We start from the raw sequence: 17,699 nt of genomic DNA on the forward strand, positions 1-17,699 counted from the left end.
CTGTTTCTCAATCATAATTGAATGAAAACAAGGGCAATGGAGAGCCAAGTTTCCAAGGATGTTCACTCCTTTACTTTAACAATAGTAATAATAGAGGAGGAACCGCAATGAGAGGAAAAAGTCGTGCTTGAAGCCTACCGTAAACACGTCGAAGAGCGTGCTGCTGAAGGAGTTGTTCCTAAACCGCTAGACGCAGAACAAGTTGCTGGACTTGTAGAACTTCTGAAAAATCCCCCGCAAGGTGAAGAAGAAGTCATTCTTGACCTACTTGAAAACCGTATCCCTCCAGGTGTTGATGAAGCTGCTTATGTAAAAGCGGGTTTCCTAACAGCAGTAGCAAAAGGTGAAGTTAAATCACCATTAGTGAGTCGTGAAAAAGCGGCTGAACTGCTAGGCACTATGCAAGGTGGTTACAACATCGAACCGCTAGTTGAGCTATTGGATGATGAAGCACTGGCAGAGATCGCAGTAAAAGCGCTGTCTCATACGCTGCTGATGTTTGATGCTTTCTATGACGTAGAAGAGAAAGCGAAAGCAGGCAATGCGCATGCACAGAAAGTACTTCAATCATGGGCTGATGCTGAGTGGTTCCTTTCTAAGCCTAAGCTTGAAGAAAAAGTCACTCTAACCGTATTTAAAGTAACAGGTGAAACGAACACGGATGACCTTTCACCTGCACCTGACGCTTGGTCTCGCCCTGATATCCCAGTACACGCACTGGCGATGCTTAAAAACGAGCGTGAAGGAATAAACCCTGATCAACCGGGTACTATTGGCCCGATCAAGCAAATTGAAGAGTTAAAAGACAAAGGCCATCAATTGGTTTACGTTGGTGATGTTGTTGGTACTGGCTCTTCACGTAAATCTGCAACCAACTCAGTGCTTTGGTTTATGGGTGATGATATCCCTTACGTTCCAAACAAACGAGCTGGTGGGTATGTGCTTGGTGGCAAAATTGCCCCTATCTTCTTTAACACAATGGAAGATGCTGGCGCACTACCAATTGAAGTTGACGTAACTAAGCTCAACATGGGCGATGTTATCGATGTTTACCCATATGAAGGTAAAGTTTGCAACCACGAAACTGGTGAGGTTCTAGCTGAGTTCTCGCTAAAAACAGAAGTACTGATTGATGAAGTTCGTGCTGGTGGTCGTATCCCATTGATCATCGGTCGTGGTTTGACAGACAAAGCGCGCCAGTCTCTAGGTCTTGAGCCTTCGGACGTATTCCGCAAACCTGGTGAAATCGCAGATTCTGGCAAGGGTTACACGCTTGCACAGAAAATGGTTGGTAAAGCATGTGGCGTAGAAGGCATCCGTCCTGGAACCTACTGTGAGCCGAAGATGACGACAGTAGGCTCGCAAGATACTACTGGCCCTATGACTCGTGATGAACTTAAAGACTTGGCGTGTCTCGGCTTCTCTGCTGATCTTGTCATGCAGTCTTTCTGTCACACATCGGCTTATCCAAAACCAGTAGACGTTAACACTCACCATACACTTCCGGACTTTATTATGAACCGCGGAGGTGTATCTCTTCGTCCTGGTGACGGTATTATCCACTCATGGCTAAACCGTATGCTACTACCGGATACTGTCGGTACGGGTGGTGACTCACATACTCGTTTCCCTCTGGGTATTTCATTCCCAGCTGGCTCGGGCTTGGTTGCCTTTGCAGCTGCGACAGGCGTTATGCCGCTAGACATGCCAGAGTCAATCTTGGTTCGTTTTAAAGGTGAAATGCAACCGGGTATCACACTACGTGATCTTGTTCATGCCATCCCTTACTACGCGATTCAGCAAGGTCTACTAACGGTAGAAAAAGCGGGCAAGATCAACGAATTTTCTGGCCGTATCCTTGAGATTGAAGGCCTAGAAACGCTAACGGTTGAGCAAGCATTTGAGCTTTCTGATGCATCTGCAGAGCGTTCGGCGGCAGGTTGTACTGTGAAATTGTCTCAAGAGTCGATCGAAGAGTACTTAAACTCTAACATCGTGATGCTGAAGTGGATGATCTCTGAAGGCTACGGTGATCGCCGTACTATCGAGCGCCGCATTACTGCAATGCAAGAGTGGCTAGCAAACCCTGAGCTGATGCAAGCAGATAAAGACGCTGAATACGCACATGTGATTGAAATCGATATGGCTGAAATCAATGAGCCAGTACTATGTGCACCGAATGACCCAGATGACGCTCGTTTGTTGTCTGAAGTACAAGGCACAGCGATTGATGAAGTGTTCATCGGTTCTTGTATGACGAACATCGGTCACTTCCGCGCAGCAGGTAAATTGCTTGATAAGTTCAATGGCCAGTTAGCAACGCGCCTTTGGGTAGCGCCACCAACAAAGATGGATAAAGACCAACTGATTGAAGAAGGCTACTACGGTATCTTCGGACGTGCAGGGGTTCGTATTGAAACGCCAGGGTGTTCACTTTGTATGGGTAACCAAGCGCGTGTTGCAGATAAATCAACAGTAATGTCGACTTCAACGCGTAACTTCCCGAACCGTCTGGGTACTGGTGCGAATGTTTACCTGTCGTCAGCTGAGCTAGCTGCAGTAGGTGCAATTCTAGGTAAGATTCCAACCAAAGAAGAATACCTAGAATACGCGAAGCAAATCGACGCTACGGCAACGGATACGTACCGCTACTTGAACTTCCATAAAATGGATCAATACACCAAGAAAGCGGACGAAGTGATCTTCCAAGAGCCGGCATAATCAGAAATGCACAATTCAAAAGCACCTCACATGAGGTGCTTTTTTTATGGGAGCAATTCGCTATACTCGCACCAAATTGATACGAAATAGGCAATCTCGGTGGAATTTGAATTCATTCGTAACACGTTGATGGGCGAGTACTATGTAAAATGTAGCATGGGACATGAGATTGTAGGGCGCTGGTTGCAAGAAGAAATTGGCAAAGATCCGATGAAGATTGCACAAGTTGAAAAGCTAATTGAGCAGTCATTTTTAGCGCCTTCTCAGGAGCATAACCTAACAGGCACGGAAATTAGCTTGATGATTCAGGGCGACGAAGTTCTTGTACAAGAAAACGCATTAGCCCATGAATATGATGTCGAGATGGAAAGTGAGTTCGACTTCTACAATGCAGAAAGTACAGCAAGTTGTGGGATAGAGGATTTCATGACACTTATCGAACAATGGAAAGACTTTTTGAACATTTAATGCACAGTTTTGGGTAACTTCTCTGCCGTTGCTTTAAATTTGTGAAAAGGGCGCACCGATATGGTGCGCTCTTTTTGTTTATAGATATGTAAATTGAGGTTAGCTTTTATTATTCAATTACTTAAAAACTTGGCACGTAGATTGGATTATAAGAAGTGTTTCAGGATGAAAGCTTCGGAGATAACTCAATGAAAATAATCAATGCCATTATTAAGCCGTTTAAATTAGACGATGTACGAGAAGCATTGGCTGATGTCGGTATCGAAGGGATGACAGTATCAGAAGTTAAAGGGTTCGGTCGTCAAAAAGGTCATACGGAATTGTACCGCGGTGCAGAGTATCAAGTTGATTTCCTACCAAAGGTGAAAATTGAAATCGCGACTCACGCAGACAATGTAGATCGTGTTGTTGAAGCAATTACAAAAGCTGCGCAAACCGGAAAAATCGGCGACGGTAAAATTTTTGTTTACGATCTGAACCAAGCGGTGCGTATCCGAACTGGCGAAATGGACGCAGAAGCACTTTAAGAATTCAAAGGATTGGAGATACTTATTATGGAATTAACAACAACAGTAACCGAGTTACGTTACGCACTTGACACCTTTTTCTTCCTCATTTCCGGTGCGTTGGTAATGTGGATGGCAGCAGGCTTTGCGATGCTAGAGGCTGGCCTTGTGCGCTCTAAAAACACAACAGAAATTCTTACGAAGAACATCTGTTTGTACGCCATCGCATGTACGATGTTTCTGATCGTCGGTTATAACATCATGTATGTCGATAATGGAGAAGGAGGCTGGTTACCTTCATTTGGTACGCTAATTGGTACTCAAGGTGAAGGGGCCGACCACTCTTTAGAGTCTGACTTCTTCTTCCAAGTTGTCTTCGTTGCAACTGCCATGTCCGTCGTTTCTGGTGCGGTAGCTGAGCGCATGAAGCTTTGGTCTTTCTTGATTTTCTCTGCGATTTTAACTGCGTTTATCTATCCAATGGAAGGTTACTGGACATGGGGTGGAGGCTTCCTAGCAGAAGCTGGATTTAGTGACTTTGCGGGGTCTGGTATCGTACATATGGCAGGTGCTTCTGCTGCTCTTGCTGGTGTGTTACTGCTTGGCGCGCGTAAGGGTAAGTACGGTAAAAATGGTGAAATCTATCCGATTCCAGGTTCTAACATGCCTTTGGCAACGTTGGGTACTTTTATCCTTTGGTTTGGCTGGTTTGGATTTAACGGTGGTTCTCAGTTGATGGTTTCAGATTTTGAGAATGCTACAGCGGTAGGTCAGATCTTTCTAAACACTAACGCAGCAGCGGCTGCTGGTGCAATTGCGGCGCTATTCGTTTGTAAAACTACTTGGGGTAAAGCCGATTTAACGATGATCCTCAATGGCGCGCTAGCTGGCTTGGTTGCCATCACTGCAGACCCTCTATCGCCATCACCACTGTACGCGGTTGCGATTGGTGCGGTGTCGGGTGCACTAGTAGTATTCAGTATCATTGCTCTAGATAAACTTAAAATTGACGATCCAGTAGGTGCTATCTCAGTTCACGGTGTGTGTGGTTTCTTCGGCCTAATGGTAGTGCCACTGAGCAACGGTGATGCAACGTTTGGTGCACAGCTTTTAGGTGCCGTAGTTATCTTTGCTTGGGTATTTGGTGCTAGCCTAGTTGTGTGGGCAATCTTGAAAGCGACCGTTGGGATTCGCGTTACAGAAGATGAAGAAATGGAAGGTATGGACATGCATGATTGTGGTGTTGGTGCTTACCCAGAGTTTGTTACGGTGAAATAATCATTAGCTTGTAATAAATGGTTACACACTTAACGCAATAAAACCTGCTCCGATGAGCAGGTTTTTTAATATTCGTCATTGTCTTCTTATTGAACATACATATAATAACGCAACTGATAAACGTTATCATTAGCATGGTAAAGGATTAAACAATGAAAAAACTGCTAACTCTTTCAGCACTAACTTGCGCTACTCTAGCTCCAACAGCAATGGCTGCTGAAGAAGTGAACGTCTACTCTTACCGTCAACCTTTCCTAGTTGAACCTATGTTCAATGAGTTCACTAAAGAAACTGGTATCAAAGTAAACGTAAAATTTGCTAAAAAAGGCTTAGCAGAAAAGCTAGCTCAAGAAGGTGAGTACAGCCCTGCTGACGTTATTCTTACGACAGACATCAGCCGTCTAGCTGAACTGACAAACAAAGGTTTAGTTCAGAAAGTCGATAGCAAAATCATTGAAGAAAACGTACCTGCTCAATACCAAGATAAAGAGAATGAGTGGTTTGCTCTAACTCTACGTTCTCGTAGCGTTTATTCATCACGTGATCGCGTAGGTAAACTAGGCGCAGATTTCAACTACGCAGACTTAGCTAAGCCAGAGTTCAAAGGTAAAATTTGTACTCGTAGCGGTAAGCACCCGTACAACGTTTCTCTAGTTTCAGCAATGATTGCTCACAATGGCGAAGCAGAAACCAAAGAGTGGTTAGAAGGCGTGAAAGCAAACCTTGCTCGCAAACCACAAGGCAACGATCGTGCACAAGTTAAAGCGATCAAAGAAGGCCTATGTGATGTTTCTCTAGGTAACAGCTACTACCTAGGTAAAATGGTTAACGACAAAGAGCAAAAAGCTTGGGCTGATGCAGTTTACATCAACTTCCCTAACCAAGAGACTACAGGCACTCACGTGAATATCTCTGGTATGGCGATGGCTAAGTACTCTCCAAACAAAGACAATGCTGTGAAGCTAATGGAATTCCTAACGGGTGACAAAGCGCAGCAAATGTACGCAGAAGTTAACTACGAGTACCCAGTTAAAGAAGGCGTGAAGCGTTCTGAGCTTGTGGAATCTTGGGGTGACTTTAAAGCAGACAAGCTTTCTCTAGACGATATTGCAGCCAACCACGAAGCGGCAATTAAGCTATTAGATGAAGTGAAATTTGACCTTTAATTCCTTGTGGGGGTATAACAGTACCCCCATTTGATTAAAGGATATGAGATGTATTTGCAACAGCATTTGTATTTCATACAGCCTTGCAGTAATTAGGCGATGAAAGATAAACACTCTTTATGGAAAACCAGTAGTGGGGTAATAACTCTGCTACTGGTTTTGCCGATCTTAGCGATCTTCTACACCGCAATTGGTGAAACGGATGATTTGTTTGCTCATTTAATGGCAACGGTCATGCCGACTTATATTTTTAACACGGTTGCGCTAACTGTTGGCGTAATGGTGCTGTCCTTAATTCTTGGTATTCCAAGCGCTTGGATAATGGCCATGTGTAAACTGCCGACCGAAAAATGGTTGCAGTGGGCATTGGTGCTACCTCTTGCAATGCCAGGTTATATCATTGGTTATATTTTTACTGATTGGTTTGATTTTGCAGGCCCGATTCAGATCTTTTTGCGTGATGTAACCGGATGGGGACCTGGCGAGTATTGGTTCCCTGACATTCGTACGTTGCCTGGTGCGACCTTTGTGTTGGCTTTGGTGTTGTATCCTTACGTGTATTTATTGTGCCGGGCTGCGTTTATGGAGCAAAATGTATCTTTATTGCAAAGCGCGCGTTTGCTCAAGTGCTCTCCATGGGAAAGCTTTTGGCGCATCTCGATGCCGTTAGTAAGACCCTCTATCGCAGTGGGTTTATCATTGGTCGCAATGGAGACCATCGGTGACTTTGGTACGGTAAGTTACTTCGCGGTGAATACGTTAACCACAGCGGTCTACGATACTTGGTTGGGGTACTCTAATCTTAATGCGGCAGCCAAGATTTCTGCCATGATGCTCGTCATTGTAGTACTGCTTCTTAGTGCCGAACGATACAGCCGCCGTAAACAAAAGCTTTTTCAAAGCCAATTTAACAGTCACGAAGATTTTCGTTACGAGTTGACGGGCTGGAAAAAGTGGACCGCACTGGTTTGGTGTTGGGGCTTGGTTTCAGTCGCTTTTATTTTGCCGCTACTACAGCTGATTGATTATGCGATCACTTATTTTGCGCAGAGTTGGACCTCAGAGTTTCGTGAATACGCATGGAATAGCTTAGTTGTGTCTGTTATTGCTGCGATTATTGGTGTTGCTGTCGCACTGATCGTTAACTTTACCCATCGAGTCAGTGGTAAACGAGAAAGCTTGGCATTTATGCGTCTTTCTTCTATGGGCTATGCAGTACCAGGAACGGTACTAGCCATCGGTGTGATGGTCGCTGTGCTGTTTATGGATCATCGTGTCAACGATGTTGCTAAAGCCATGGAGTGGGGAAGGCCGGGACTTATCTTTTCTGGTTCCATGTTCGCACTAGTATTTGCCATGGTTGTGCGCTTTTCCGCGGTAGCGATTGGTAGTATCGAAAGTAATTTAAATAAAATTTCTCCGTCGTTAGATATGGCATCGCGCACTATGGGTTGTAAGCCCAATGCCATGCTGTGGCGCGTGCACTTTCCGCTGGTTAAGCGCGGTGCACTGATTGCGGCTTTATTAGTGTTTATCGAGTCGATGAAAGAGCTTAATGCGGCTTTGTTACTTCGTCCGTTTAACTTTGAAACACTAGCCACATACGTTTATAACTTCGCCTCGGATGAGCATTTAGAATTGGCCGCTTTGCCAGCGGTTCTGTTGGTTCTTGTTGGGTTGATCCCGCTTGTTGTTGTTAACCGTTCACTGGAGCAAAATCACTGATGAGCTGTGCATTATCAATTAAAAACCTAACGTGCCAATATGACGATCAAACTGTACTCGAATCATTGTCTCTTGAGGTAGAACAAGGGCAGATTGTCTGTTTGCTAGGAGCCAGTGGCTGTGGGAAAACAACACTATTAAAGGCCGTTGCGGGATTATTGCCGTTAACGTCAGGCGAAATGAGTCTAAATTGCGTCACAATTGATGATGGGGAAAACTGGTTGCCGCCAGAACAGCGTAATATCGGGATGATTTTCCAAGATTACGCACTTTTTCCTCACTTGACGGTGGAGCAAAACATTGCCTTTGGCTTAAAGCAGTGCTCGACAAAAGAGAAAAATGCCAAAGTTCAAGAGATGTTAGAACTCGTGCATCTTCAAGGTTATGGCGATCGTTATCCTCATCAATTGTCTGGTGGACAGCAGCAGCGTGTTGCGATTGCTCGCTCATTAGCTTACAGCCCAGACTTATTGTTACTTGATGAACCGTTTTCTAATATTGATACGCAAGTTCGCCATGAGTTGATAAGTGAGATCCGTAAGATTTTTAAGGCGCAAGGCGTGACTGCCATTTTTGTTACGCATAGCCGTGAAGAGGCTTTTGCTTTCGCCGATAAAATGGCAGTGATGAACAATGGAGTCATCGAGCAATATGGCACAGCATCTGAACTTTACTACCAGCCTTCAAGTAAATTTGTCGCTGATTTCTTAGGTGGTGGCAGTTACCTTGCTGCTAAACGGGTTTCGAATTCAGAATATGAAACCCACTTGGGCGTGGTTGAAGCCACGGCTCAACAAGATATTCCAGTACAGGCGGAGTGCTCTTTACTGCTAAGACCGCAGCATGTGCAAATTCAATCCGATGAAGATAGTTCGGTAACCGTATTGGAACAGCATTTTATGGGTGATCACTGCCGTTATGTGATTAACGCGAATGGTGACCGTTTGTTAGCTACAGCTTCGCAAGCATTAAATATAGGTGAGTCCGTCGCGGTGAAAATTGAAACGCAAGGCGTCCTGGCATTTGCTTAACGCTCCTGAGTATCTTTTCTATCTCGTTTACGACTTTCCAACATACAATAAAAAAGCCCGGCTGTGGAGCCGGGCAAGTGTTCTTCTCCTGTTGATGAGCGCCTTTTCAGACAGCGTTGACTCTCATAATAGTGCTCGAAGCGGGCACAAGGTTCAGTTATAAAGACAAGAAGTCTTTAAACTGTTGAAGAACACGTTCCGCAGTGTCCTTATCTTGCATCTCTGCAAAAATTCGTAGCAGTGGCTCAGTACCTGAGAAGCGCGCAATGATCCAACCGCCGTTTTTGAAGTAGACTTTCGCACCATCTTCATAGCTGACTTTTTCGATTTCAAACTCAAATTCAGGCAACTGCTTTTCAACATAAATCTTGTTGAACAGAACGTCTTTTTGCGCCGGTTTGAACTTGCAATCGCCTTCTGCCATGTAGGCATAGCCGTACTTGCCGTAGATTTCATCCAACAACTCAGACAGCTTCTTGCCGGTTACTGAAATCATTTCTACCAATAGGCTTGATGCGAATACGCCGTCTTTACCTTTGATGTGGCCGCGAATGGTTAGGCCACCAGAGCTTTCCCCGCCAATCAGTGAATCATCCGCTTCCATTTGAGAACTGATGTGCTTAAAGCCGACCGGAACCTCAAAGCATTTCTCGCCATGATCTTCGGCGACTTTATCTAATAGGTGAGTGGTTGCGATGTTACGTACTACTGACCCTGTCCAACCTTTGTATTCAAGTAGGTAGTAGTAAAGCAGCAGTAGCACTTCATTTGGATGAATGAAGTTACCTTTTTCGTCGATAATACCAAGACGGTCCGCATCGCCATCAGTACCGATGCCAATATCGTAACCTTGCTCTTTCACTAGGTGCATCAAACGGTAGAGTGTTGCAGCGCTTGGCGAAGGCATTAACCCACCGAAATCTGGGTTTTTGCCATCGTTAATCACATCAACGTCACAGCGGCCGTTGATTAATACGGTTTGCAGTGCGTTTTTCGCGACACCAAACATTGGGTCGATCAAAACACGTAAATTCGCCTTCTTGATCGCTTCGATGTCGATAAAGTCGATGATTGAGTCAACGAATTCGTTCATCGGATTGATGATTTCAATCAGCTTATCTTCAACCGCTTGTTCAAAGTCGACGCTTTTTACATCTTGCGCAGTGAGCGCGTCTATTTGTGATTCGATTTTTTGGGTGATGATTTCATCTGCGTCACGACCGCCTTCAATGAAGACTTTAATGCCGTTGTAATCGGCAGGGTTGTGTGATGCGGTAATACATGCCGAGTATGCGCAGCCCATTTCTTTCGCTTTAAACATTACGATAGGTGTTGGGACAAATTTGTCGATAAAGCTAACCACAATGCCGTTTGCTGCTAGAACTTCAGCGAACCAACGACCTGCTTTATCGGAAAGAAAACGACGGTCATAGCCAATCACAAAACCGCGATCAGCAACCGATTCGTTATTCGTGATGTTTGCAACTGCTTGAGCGACCAAGCGTACGTTATCTTTGGTGAACTCCTCACCGATAAATGCACGCCAACCGCCTGTACCAAATTTGATCATGATTCGATCCTCGATAAGAGCGGCATCCCACCGCCTCTTCAATCTTTGCTAGCGAACCGATGCACTTCTCAAACTCAAGTGCATCGGATAAATCAAAAGGGGAAAAGCTCTCCCCTAAAAGATGATTAACCTAGAGTAACGATAACTTCGTTTACTGAACCTTCCGCTTGAACTGGGACAGAGGCACCATTCACTGCTTCACCGTTCACAGTAATCGACTTAACGCCTTTGCTTACTGAGTCTGGGTTAACTACTTTGATGTTGTACGTTGCACCTAGCCATTGACGAGTCACTTCGAAACCAGGCCAGTTCGTTGGGATACATGGATCGATAGTTAGGCCATCGAAGCCTGTACGCACACCAAGGATAAAGTTGGTAACAGCGAAGTAAGCCCAGCCAGATGTACCTGTTAACCATGGGTGGTTTGCACGACCGTGGTCTTGGTGGTCACGACCCATGATGAACTGAACGTATGAGTATGGTTCTGCAATACGTTTTTCGATGATGTCGTTCTGGTTGTATGGGTTTAATGCATCGTAGAACTTCATTGCACGATCACCACGACCCAGTTTCGCTTCAGCTACCCAAGCCCATGGGTTTGGATGCGAGAAGATCGCACCGTTCTCTTTTACGCCTTGGTAAACACGAGTTACGAAGCCGATATCATCATTCGGTGTTGCAAAAGATGGTGAGTTTAGGTGAAGGCCGTATTCAGAGAACAGGTTCTCATCGACAGCGTCCATCGCTTTTTCGCCGCGCTCTTGAGATACCGCACCAGAAAGTACCGCAAGTGTGTTTGACTCTAGGTGTACTCGGCCTTCCGCTTGTTGCGCAGTACCGATCTTGTCGCCATTCTTCGTCAGACCACGGATGTACCAACCGCCTTCGTCATCCCAAAGGTGGGTTTCACACGCTTCACGAACGTTTGCTGCCATCACCGTGTATTTTTCAACGTCGGCTTCCTTACCTAGGTATTTCGCTAGGTCGATGAACTCCTGCAGTGCCCAGAAATGTAGGAACGACACCATTGAAGATTCGCCACCACCTAGGTTCAGACAGTCGTTCCAGTCTGCACGCAGACCTTTACAGATACCAGTTTGACCTACGTATTCAGCCGAGAAGTCTAGCGCAGCTTTCATGTGGTCATACACGGTTGCATCACCGCCATCCGCGTAAGGAATCACTTCGTCGAAGAAGCTGTGCTCACCGGTTTCCATCACGTACTTACAGATGGTTGGAACTAGCCATAGGTGATCATCAGAACAGGTGTCTTCGATGCCGTGGATTTTGTCTTCATCAGAAGGCGTTGGAACCACGGTTGGGGATTTCGATGGTTTAACATCTGCTTTCTCTGGATCGAACCAATCTGGATCGAATAGGTGTAGACCGTAACCTGCTTTCACTTGGCCGCGCAGTAGGTCAACGATACGTTTACGCGTCATTGCTGGGTTAGCATGAGGAACTGAGATTGCATCTTGCGCTGTATCGCGGTAACCAAGACCAGTACGGCCTCCCACCTCGATGAATGAAGCAAAGCGAGACCACACCACACAAGTTTCCGCTTGGTATAACGTCCAAGCGTTGATCATGGTATCTAGACCTTCGTTTGGTGATTTCACTTGGAACTTGCCACAGCGCTCATCCCAGTGTGTTTTGATACCCGCAAATGCGTTGTCGACTTCTGCAAGGTCTTGGTACTTAGCACGTAGACGCTCACCGTTGCCTTTACCGATACCTAGAATGTAAGCAAAGCGAACTTCTTCACCCGGCTGAATAGTAAATTGCTTATGCAAAGAGCCACAGTGGTTGTAACACGTTTGTGCTGTATTGAAACACTTACCTTGTTCTACCGCTAACGGGTTTGCTTCGTCACGGTATAGGCCTAGGAAGCTGTCACGTTGGCCGTCGTATGAATCTGGGTCAAATGTTGAAGCTAGGTAGTAGAAGCCTTCGAAATCGTTGGTGTTGTAGTACAGGTCGTACTCGATCACGCCTTCGTTGTAAGCCGTACCTGCCGAGTACAGAGACATCTGATGGTTTTGGTTATCAGATTGAATGTGGCTGAATGAGAACTCAACAAATGAGAATGCACTGATCGTACGTGGTTTGTCAGAGGTGTTTTTAATCACTACATCCCAGATTTCAGCGTCTTCGCCTTTTGGTACGAATAGCGTCTTTTCAGCTTCAATACCGTTGTACTCACACTTAAATTTAGAGTAAGACAAGCCGTGACGAACTTCGTAGTTTGCTTCGTCTAGGCTCTTCGCAACTGGTTGCCAAGAGATTGACCAGTAATCACCTGTCTCATCATCACGCAAGTAAACGTAGTGTCCTGGGCGATCGAATGTCGCATTTGGACGGAATTTAGTAACACGGTTGTATTCTGGAGAGTTGTAGAACGAGTAGCCACCCGCGTTGTGCGAGATAACCGTACAGAACTTCTCAGTACCTAGGTAGTTGGTCCATGGTGCTGGTACGTCAGGGCGAGTGATGACGTATTCGCGATTCTCGTTATCGAAATAGCCGTATTTCATTTGTGTCTTTCCTTTTTACGAAGCTGCATCAGCAGCCAAAATTTAAAAACTCTTCAAGCGTGATGTTTCGACATCAGTTTTGTATTACTTCCACGGTTTACGGTAATTCACTCCCTGCAAATCAAGCAGAGGTAGATGGCCTTTCAAGCGTGATAAATAGTCGGTCCAATCTCGGTGTTGTTTGTCTGTCCAACATGCTTCTGCCATTGCAGTTAAACGAGGGAAGATCATGTAGTCCATGCGAGGTTGGTTATTGATAATTTCGCACCATAATGCTGTTTGAATGCCCCAAATGCGCTTACGTATTGGGTCGTCGGCAGGCACTTCAGCGAGCGGCTCGTAGTTGTAAGCTTTTTCTAGTGGCAGTGGGTTTGCCCAGTCCACGCCCGGTTCTTCAGGTGCGTAGTCTTGGGTCATATCTAGGTAAGTGGTTTGTGCTGGTTGCAGCACCACATCAAAGCCTTGGCGAGCACAGTTCAAGGCCGCTTCTTCGCTTAGCCATGAGTAGATCACCGTATCTTTACTGACTTTGTCGCCGTGTTGAGCTTCTTCCCAGCCCAGCATGCGTTTGCCCAATTTACGAAGTTTGTCTTCGGCATAACGTAAGAAGTGTCCTTGCAAATCTTTGTAGTCGCTGTAACCCAGTTGTTCCATTAGTGCTTGGCATGCTGGGCTTTTTGACCATACGCCGTTAGGTACTTCGTCGGCACCAATATGAACGTAAGGCGCAGGAAAAAGCGCAGAGACTTCTTCTAGCACTTTGTCGATAAATTCATAACTCCCCGGCAGAGCAGGGTTAATGACGTTGTCGTTGTAATGCTGAATACTGCGGTATTCGGTGGTATCTTCCGCTTCTACCAATAGGTGTGGTAACGACTTGATGGCGGCTCGGCAATGACCAGGTACATCAATTTCAGGAATGATGGTGATGCCGCGTTGCGATGCAAATTCGATAACGTCTTTGATGTCTTCTTGTGTGTAGAAGCCGCCGTAACGTTCATCAAAGTGCGTGTACTGTGGTTCATTGATCTCATCCAATCCGCGCCAAGCACCAATATCGGTCAGTTGAGGCAGTGATTTGATTTCAATTCGCCAACCCTCATCGTCGGTAAGATGCCAATGGAACGTATTGAACTTGTAATGAGCCAGTTGGTTGATCAAGCGTTTGACTTGCTTAACGGAGTGAAAATGACGAGCACAATCCAGCATCATACCGCGGTAACGAAAACGTGGCCTGTCCTTGATTGAACAGCAAACTACTTCCATTGAGTTAGGTTGATCGCCAACTTTGATTAGTTGTAATAACGTTGCACAAGCATGGGTAAAACCAGACGAAGATCCTGCTTCAATTTTGATTGACTCTTCGGCTACTTTCAGTTTGTAAGCGCCTTCATCCAAGGTTGGGTTGCCTTTGAAGATGATCTGACTGCCATTGTCTGATGCGAACTCAAATTGGTGAATGCGCTTAAGCTCATCAAGTAGCCATTCTTTAGCTGAATTGGCCAGGCTTGAATAAACCGCGACGCCAGCATGATGATCAAAGCTAAAATAGTGATCGCTGACCTCAATATGGTTTGGTTTTGGCAGCAAGGGTTGTGCATGGGTTAAACTTGCAGGAATCTCACTGCGTTCACGGTATGGTGAAGCTAATACGATAGGCGTGACATCCACTTGTGCGCGCTGTGGGTTTCCATCAACGACAAAGTTGATCATCGCTTCGTTAAAGCCATCCGAGTAATAACGGAATGGGTTCGAACCAATACTGAATTCACAGTAATAGTGATGGTTGGCAGCCAGTACCAGCCCTTCTGGCTTAAGTGTGCAAAAACTACCAATTTGAGTCAGTTGACCATTTGAAACGCTGTCTGGAAGAATGTAACGATCGAAAGCGAAAGTTAAGCTCCAGCTGTTTAGGTCTTGGTCGCTCAAGTTATGAAAGGTGAGGCCAAAGCGGCAGTTTTGTTTCTGCTCAGAAAGGACTACGAGATCAACACGATATTCCATATCTACTCCTACGCCGCACTGAGCGAGTAAAGGTTATGTTCTGGTTTGCCAGCAAACATAATTGCGCCTTCAATCGCGTCAAACTGTGGCTCAACAATCCATTGCTGAACTGGTGGTGAAAGCCAACGTACAATGCGTTCAGCTATGCTGCCCATTAAACAAATACGTGTTGCGCCGCGCTTGTTTAATGCCACGAGAAACATTTCTATATCCGCTGCGGTTTGCTTCAGCATTTCAATGGCCAGTGCATCGCCTTGTTCCGCATGTTGGAAAATAGCCGGAGAAAACTGCCCATAATCACGAGGAAGCGCCTGTTTTGACCACGCCACCACGTTGTCGACCTCATTTCCGAAATGCGTCATAACGTGTTGTGCTAGGGGCGTTTTTTCTCTGATGCCATCTTCAGCTAACAAAACTTGCTGAACTAGGCGTAGCCCCATCACTGCGCCGCCACCTTGATCCGAAATAGGGAACTCACGACCACCGACAACATGTTGCTCCAATCCGTTAAGGTAGATGCCACAAGAACCGGTTCCCGCAATCATGATTGCGCCATCTTCGCCATTGTGCGCACCAACGCACGCACCGTAAGCATCGGTATTCAGAGTCATACTGGCAAATGGATGAGGAAGAGACATGAAGGCTTGCCAAGATGCTTTGTGCTCTGCGCCAGCAAGGGCTAAGCCGACGTGCATCGACGCGAAATCTTGTTGTGTCAGACCGCCTTGCTCGGTAGCCGAAGTGATGGATTCAAGAATCGAAGCCATTGCTATTTCAGCACCTAGCATGATGTTGGCACTGCCGCTTTTGGCCTCGCCAAGAAAATTACCTTGTGAATCTTTAATCCTGGCTCGACATGACGTGCCGCCACCATCGATACCGACAAAATACATTCCCATGATTATTCTTCCTTCATATTTTTAGAGGTCGCCAACTGAGAAACATGCTGAGCTTGACTCATTATCGCGAGTAAGTACCAAGCGCCATGCGGGATCCATTGTTCGCCCCAGCGCCAGTTTTGTAACACGTCTTCTTTTTGTGCTGGTGGGTTAAATGCAATGTCTTCCTCGTCTTCAAAGCCGCCAGTGATTCCGTTACACACGCCACCTTTTGCGTTGAAGAAACCATATTGAGGGAGGTAATCAGGGTTGTTACGACCATGGCCATCTAGCATGCACATGTCGTATGGGTTTAAGCCTACAACCCAGTTCAATGCATCTTGAGCAAACACAGAAAGTTGTTGCTGTACTTCTTGCGACGCTATATGCGGTTGAGCAAGGTACGCCATGGTCGCGAGTGAGCCCAGTCGAGCATTCTCGCCTTGCCACCAATAGCCGGATTCATTGTTGTGCGCGACAAAAAATGCCTCGCGTTTTGACTCATTTACGCCTTTAACATATTGGCGAGGGTAACCGAATGGGTTGATCACTCTATTCGATATTGTGATCTCAAACTCACACGCTAGGTTTACGATACGTTTTACCGATTCCGCTCGTGCTGAGTCGTCTTCAATTGATAGATATTCGCATAGGGCAATAACTGGTAGACCAGCTTCGGCTGCGTGAAAATATGGACGGCTGCCGTCTTGGTTTGCTGACCAAAAGTGTTGAATCTGTTCGTCGCTCATTTGGCGTGCAACTAAACGTTGCGCCCACAAACGGCTCTCTTCCAAGTAGCGAGTTTCTTTGGTTGCTTTAAACAGTTCTACACAAGCCAGTAGCGCACAGTATTCGTCGATAATGTTTTCTTCCCCATCATTGAGGTACTGCGTATTGTGCTCTTTTAAGTGCCAGTAACCATTTTCGGCAGCGTTGCGGTATTTTTGTTGATCGTATTCACCGTGAACACTTAAACGCGATGCTGCCGCTAGCGCTGCAATGGCGACACCGCCACCTTGTCGAAAGCCTGCTTGATAGTCGTCAAATTTGTGACCAAGTTGAGTTTCGTACGCGCAAATCTCGCGTTGCGCAGTATCTTTGCTCCACTTGTCAAAGACCGTCATGTAGAAAAAGCCTTTTTCGTTTTGCATACGCACAAGAAAGTCTGCACCGAACAGGGCTTCTTCAATCAGACGTGTACGTGTGAAAGCTGCAATGTCTTCGCTTCCTTCAAGCAACGAAACCCCTTTTAGGATGTTCCAAACCACCATTGGGGTTTGTTGAGGATTCAAATAATTCGCGTATGAAAGGTGACTTAAATACTTGCTAACGTCTCCTGATGCGTCGTACCAGCCGCCGTGTACATCAACCTTTTTATTGGAGTTTAGTACTGGAAGTTGTCGATCTTGTTGATCGAAGATCCCGCCGCAACGTTGCGATTTGAAGTAGTGGATCACATCTGACAAAGTTTGATCCAACAGAATGTGTTCGCCAACGATGAAAGAGGAAGAGCGCGTATCTTCTACTTGCAAGAAATAGTCACCTGACGTTGTGAAAGAGGAAAAGTCGATGAGGTAGAAATAGCCCTGATGCCAGTTCGCCACTTTACCTTGTTCTTCAACCGCAAAAGTTGCCACGGTTTGCTCGCTAGTGGCACAAATCAATTGAGCAGTGTAAGAAGACAAGTGTGGTTGTTCGGTCTGGATAATGGCTTTCTTTGGGCCCAGACGTTCATAACCAATGTGGTTAGTCAGTAGCAGCATTCAATGTCTCCGGGAAACGATAAAAACAGGAATGGGCCAGGCTGAACCTGACCCT

The 17,699-nt window shown here is 45.9% G+C and carries 12 protein-coding genes; 7 read left to right on the forward strand and 5 right to left on the reverse strand.

Annotated features, from left to right (window positions below; all coding sequences use genetic code 11):
- Positions 1-123 precede the first annotated feature (123 nt).
- The 7 genes from acnB (at position 124) to R7Q09_RS17130 (ending at position 8,895) form a co-directional block, all read left to right on the forward strand.
- Complete coding sequence (gene acnB / locus R7Q09_RS17100) at positions 124-2,721, forward strand: bifunctional aconitate hydratase 2/2-methylisocitrate dehydratase (RefSeq protein WP_005380009.1); 2,598 nt, start codon at positions 124-126, stop codon at positions 2,719-2,721.
- Positions 2,722-2,820: 99 nt separating this feature from the next.
- On the forward strand, positions 2,821-3,189 hold the full coding sequence (locus R7Q09_RS17105) for a YacL family protein (RefSeq protein ID WP_064368753.1): 369 nt from the start codon (positions 2,821-2,823) through the stop codon (positions 3,187-3,189).
- A gap of 188 nt (positions 3,190-3,377) precedes the next feature.
- Positions 3,378-3,716 carry a P-II family nitrogen regulator gene (locus R7Q09_RS17110; RefSeq protein ID WP_005386570.1) on the forward strand — a complete coding sequence of 113 codons (339 nt, stop codon included), beginning with the start codon at positions 3,378-3,380 and terminating at the stop codon, positions 3,714-3,716.
- 27 nt (positions 3,717-3,743) lie between these two features.
- On the forward strand, positions 3,744-4,973 hold the full coding sequence (locus R7Q09_RS17115) for an ammonium transporter (RefSeq protein ID WP_005386568.1): 1,230 nt from the start codon (positions 3,744-3,746) through the stop codon (positions 4,971-4,973).
- A gap of 152 nt (positions 4,974-5,125) precedes the next feature.
- Positions 5,126-6,139, forward strand: a complete 1,014-nt coding sequence (locus R7Q09_RS17120; protein ID WP_005386566.1) for a Fe(3+) ABC transporter substrate-binding protein — start codon at positions 5,126-5,128, stop codon at positions 6,137-6,139.
- Positions 6,140-6,238: 99 nt separating this feature from the next.
- Positions 6,239-7,864: an ABC transporter permease gene (locus tag R7Q09_RS17125; protein WP_025768193.1), complete on the forward strand. Its 1,626-nt coding sequence runs from the start codon at positions 6,239-6,241 to the stop codon at positions 7,862-7,864.
- The gene (locus R7Q09_RS17130) at positions 7,864-8,895 is read left to right on the forward strand and encodes an ABC transporter ATP-binding protein (RefSeq protein WP_005380055.1); all 1,032 of its coding nucleotides are present in this window, start codon (positions 7,864-7,866) and stop codon (positions 8,893-8,895) included. The genes R7Q09_RS17125 and R7Q09_RS17130 overlap by 1 nt, the downstream gene beginning before the upstream one ends.
- A gap of 157 nt (positions 8,896-9,052) precedes the next feature.
- Here the strand turns inward: R7Q09_RS17130 and R7Q09_RS17135 are convergent, their stop codons facing one another.
- The 5 genes from R7Q09_RS17135 to R7Q09_RS17155 form a co-directional block, all read right to left on the reverse strand.
- A complete protein-coding gene (locus tag R7Q09_RS17135) occupies positions 9,053-10,465 on the reverse strand; it encodes a phosphoglucomutase/phosphomannomutase family protein (protein WP_318071126.1) in 1,413 nt (470 codons plus the stop codon).
- 125 nt (positions 10,466-10,590) lie between these two features.
- On the reverse strand, positions 10,591-12,999 hold the full coding sequence (locus R7Q09_RS17140) for a GH36-type glycosyl hydrolase domain-containing protein (protein ID WP_170893985.1): 2,409 nt from the start codon (positions 12,997-12,999) through the stop codon (positions 10,591-10,593).
- Positions 13,000-13,083: 84 nt separating this feature from the next.
- The gene (locus R7Q09_RS17145) at positions 13,084-15,003 is read right to left on the reverse strand and encodes a beta-N-acetylhexosaminidase (protein ID WP_258656333.1); all 1,920 of its coding nucleotides are present in this window, start codon (positions 15,001-15,003) and stop codon (positions 13,084-13,086) included.
- A gap of 8 nt (positions 15,004-15,011) precedes the next feature.
- The gene (locus tag R7Q09_RS17150) at positions 15,012-15,902 is read right to left on the reverse strand and encodes an N-acetylglucosamine kinase (protein ID WP_086047028.1); all 891 of its coding nucleotides are present in this window, start codon (positions 15,900-15,902) and stop codon (positions 15,012-15,014) included.
- Positions 15,903-15,904: 2 nt separating this feature from the next.
- Positions 15,905-17,644, reverse strand: a complete 1,740-nt coding sequence (locus R7Q09_RS17155) for a glycoside hydrolase family 9 protein (RefSeq protein ID WP_318071127.1) — start codon at positions 17,642-17,644, stop codon at positions 15,905-15,907.
- Positions 17,645-17,699 lie beyond the last annotated feature (55 nt).

The sequence above is a fragment of the Vibrio sp. 2130-1 genome (assembly GCF_033339515.1).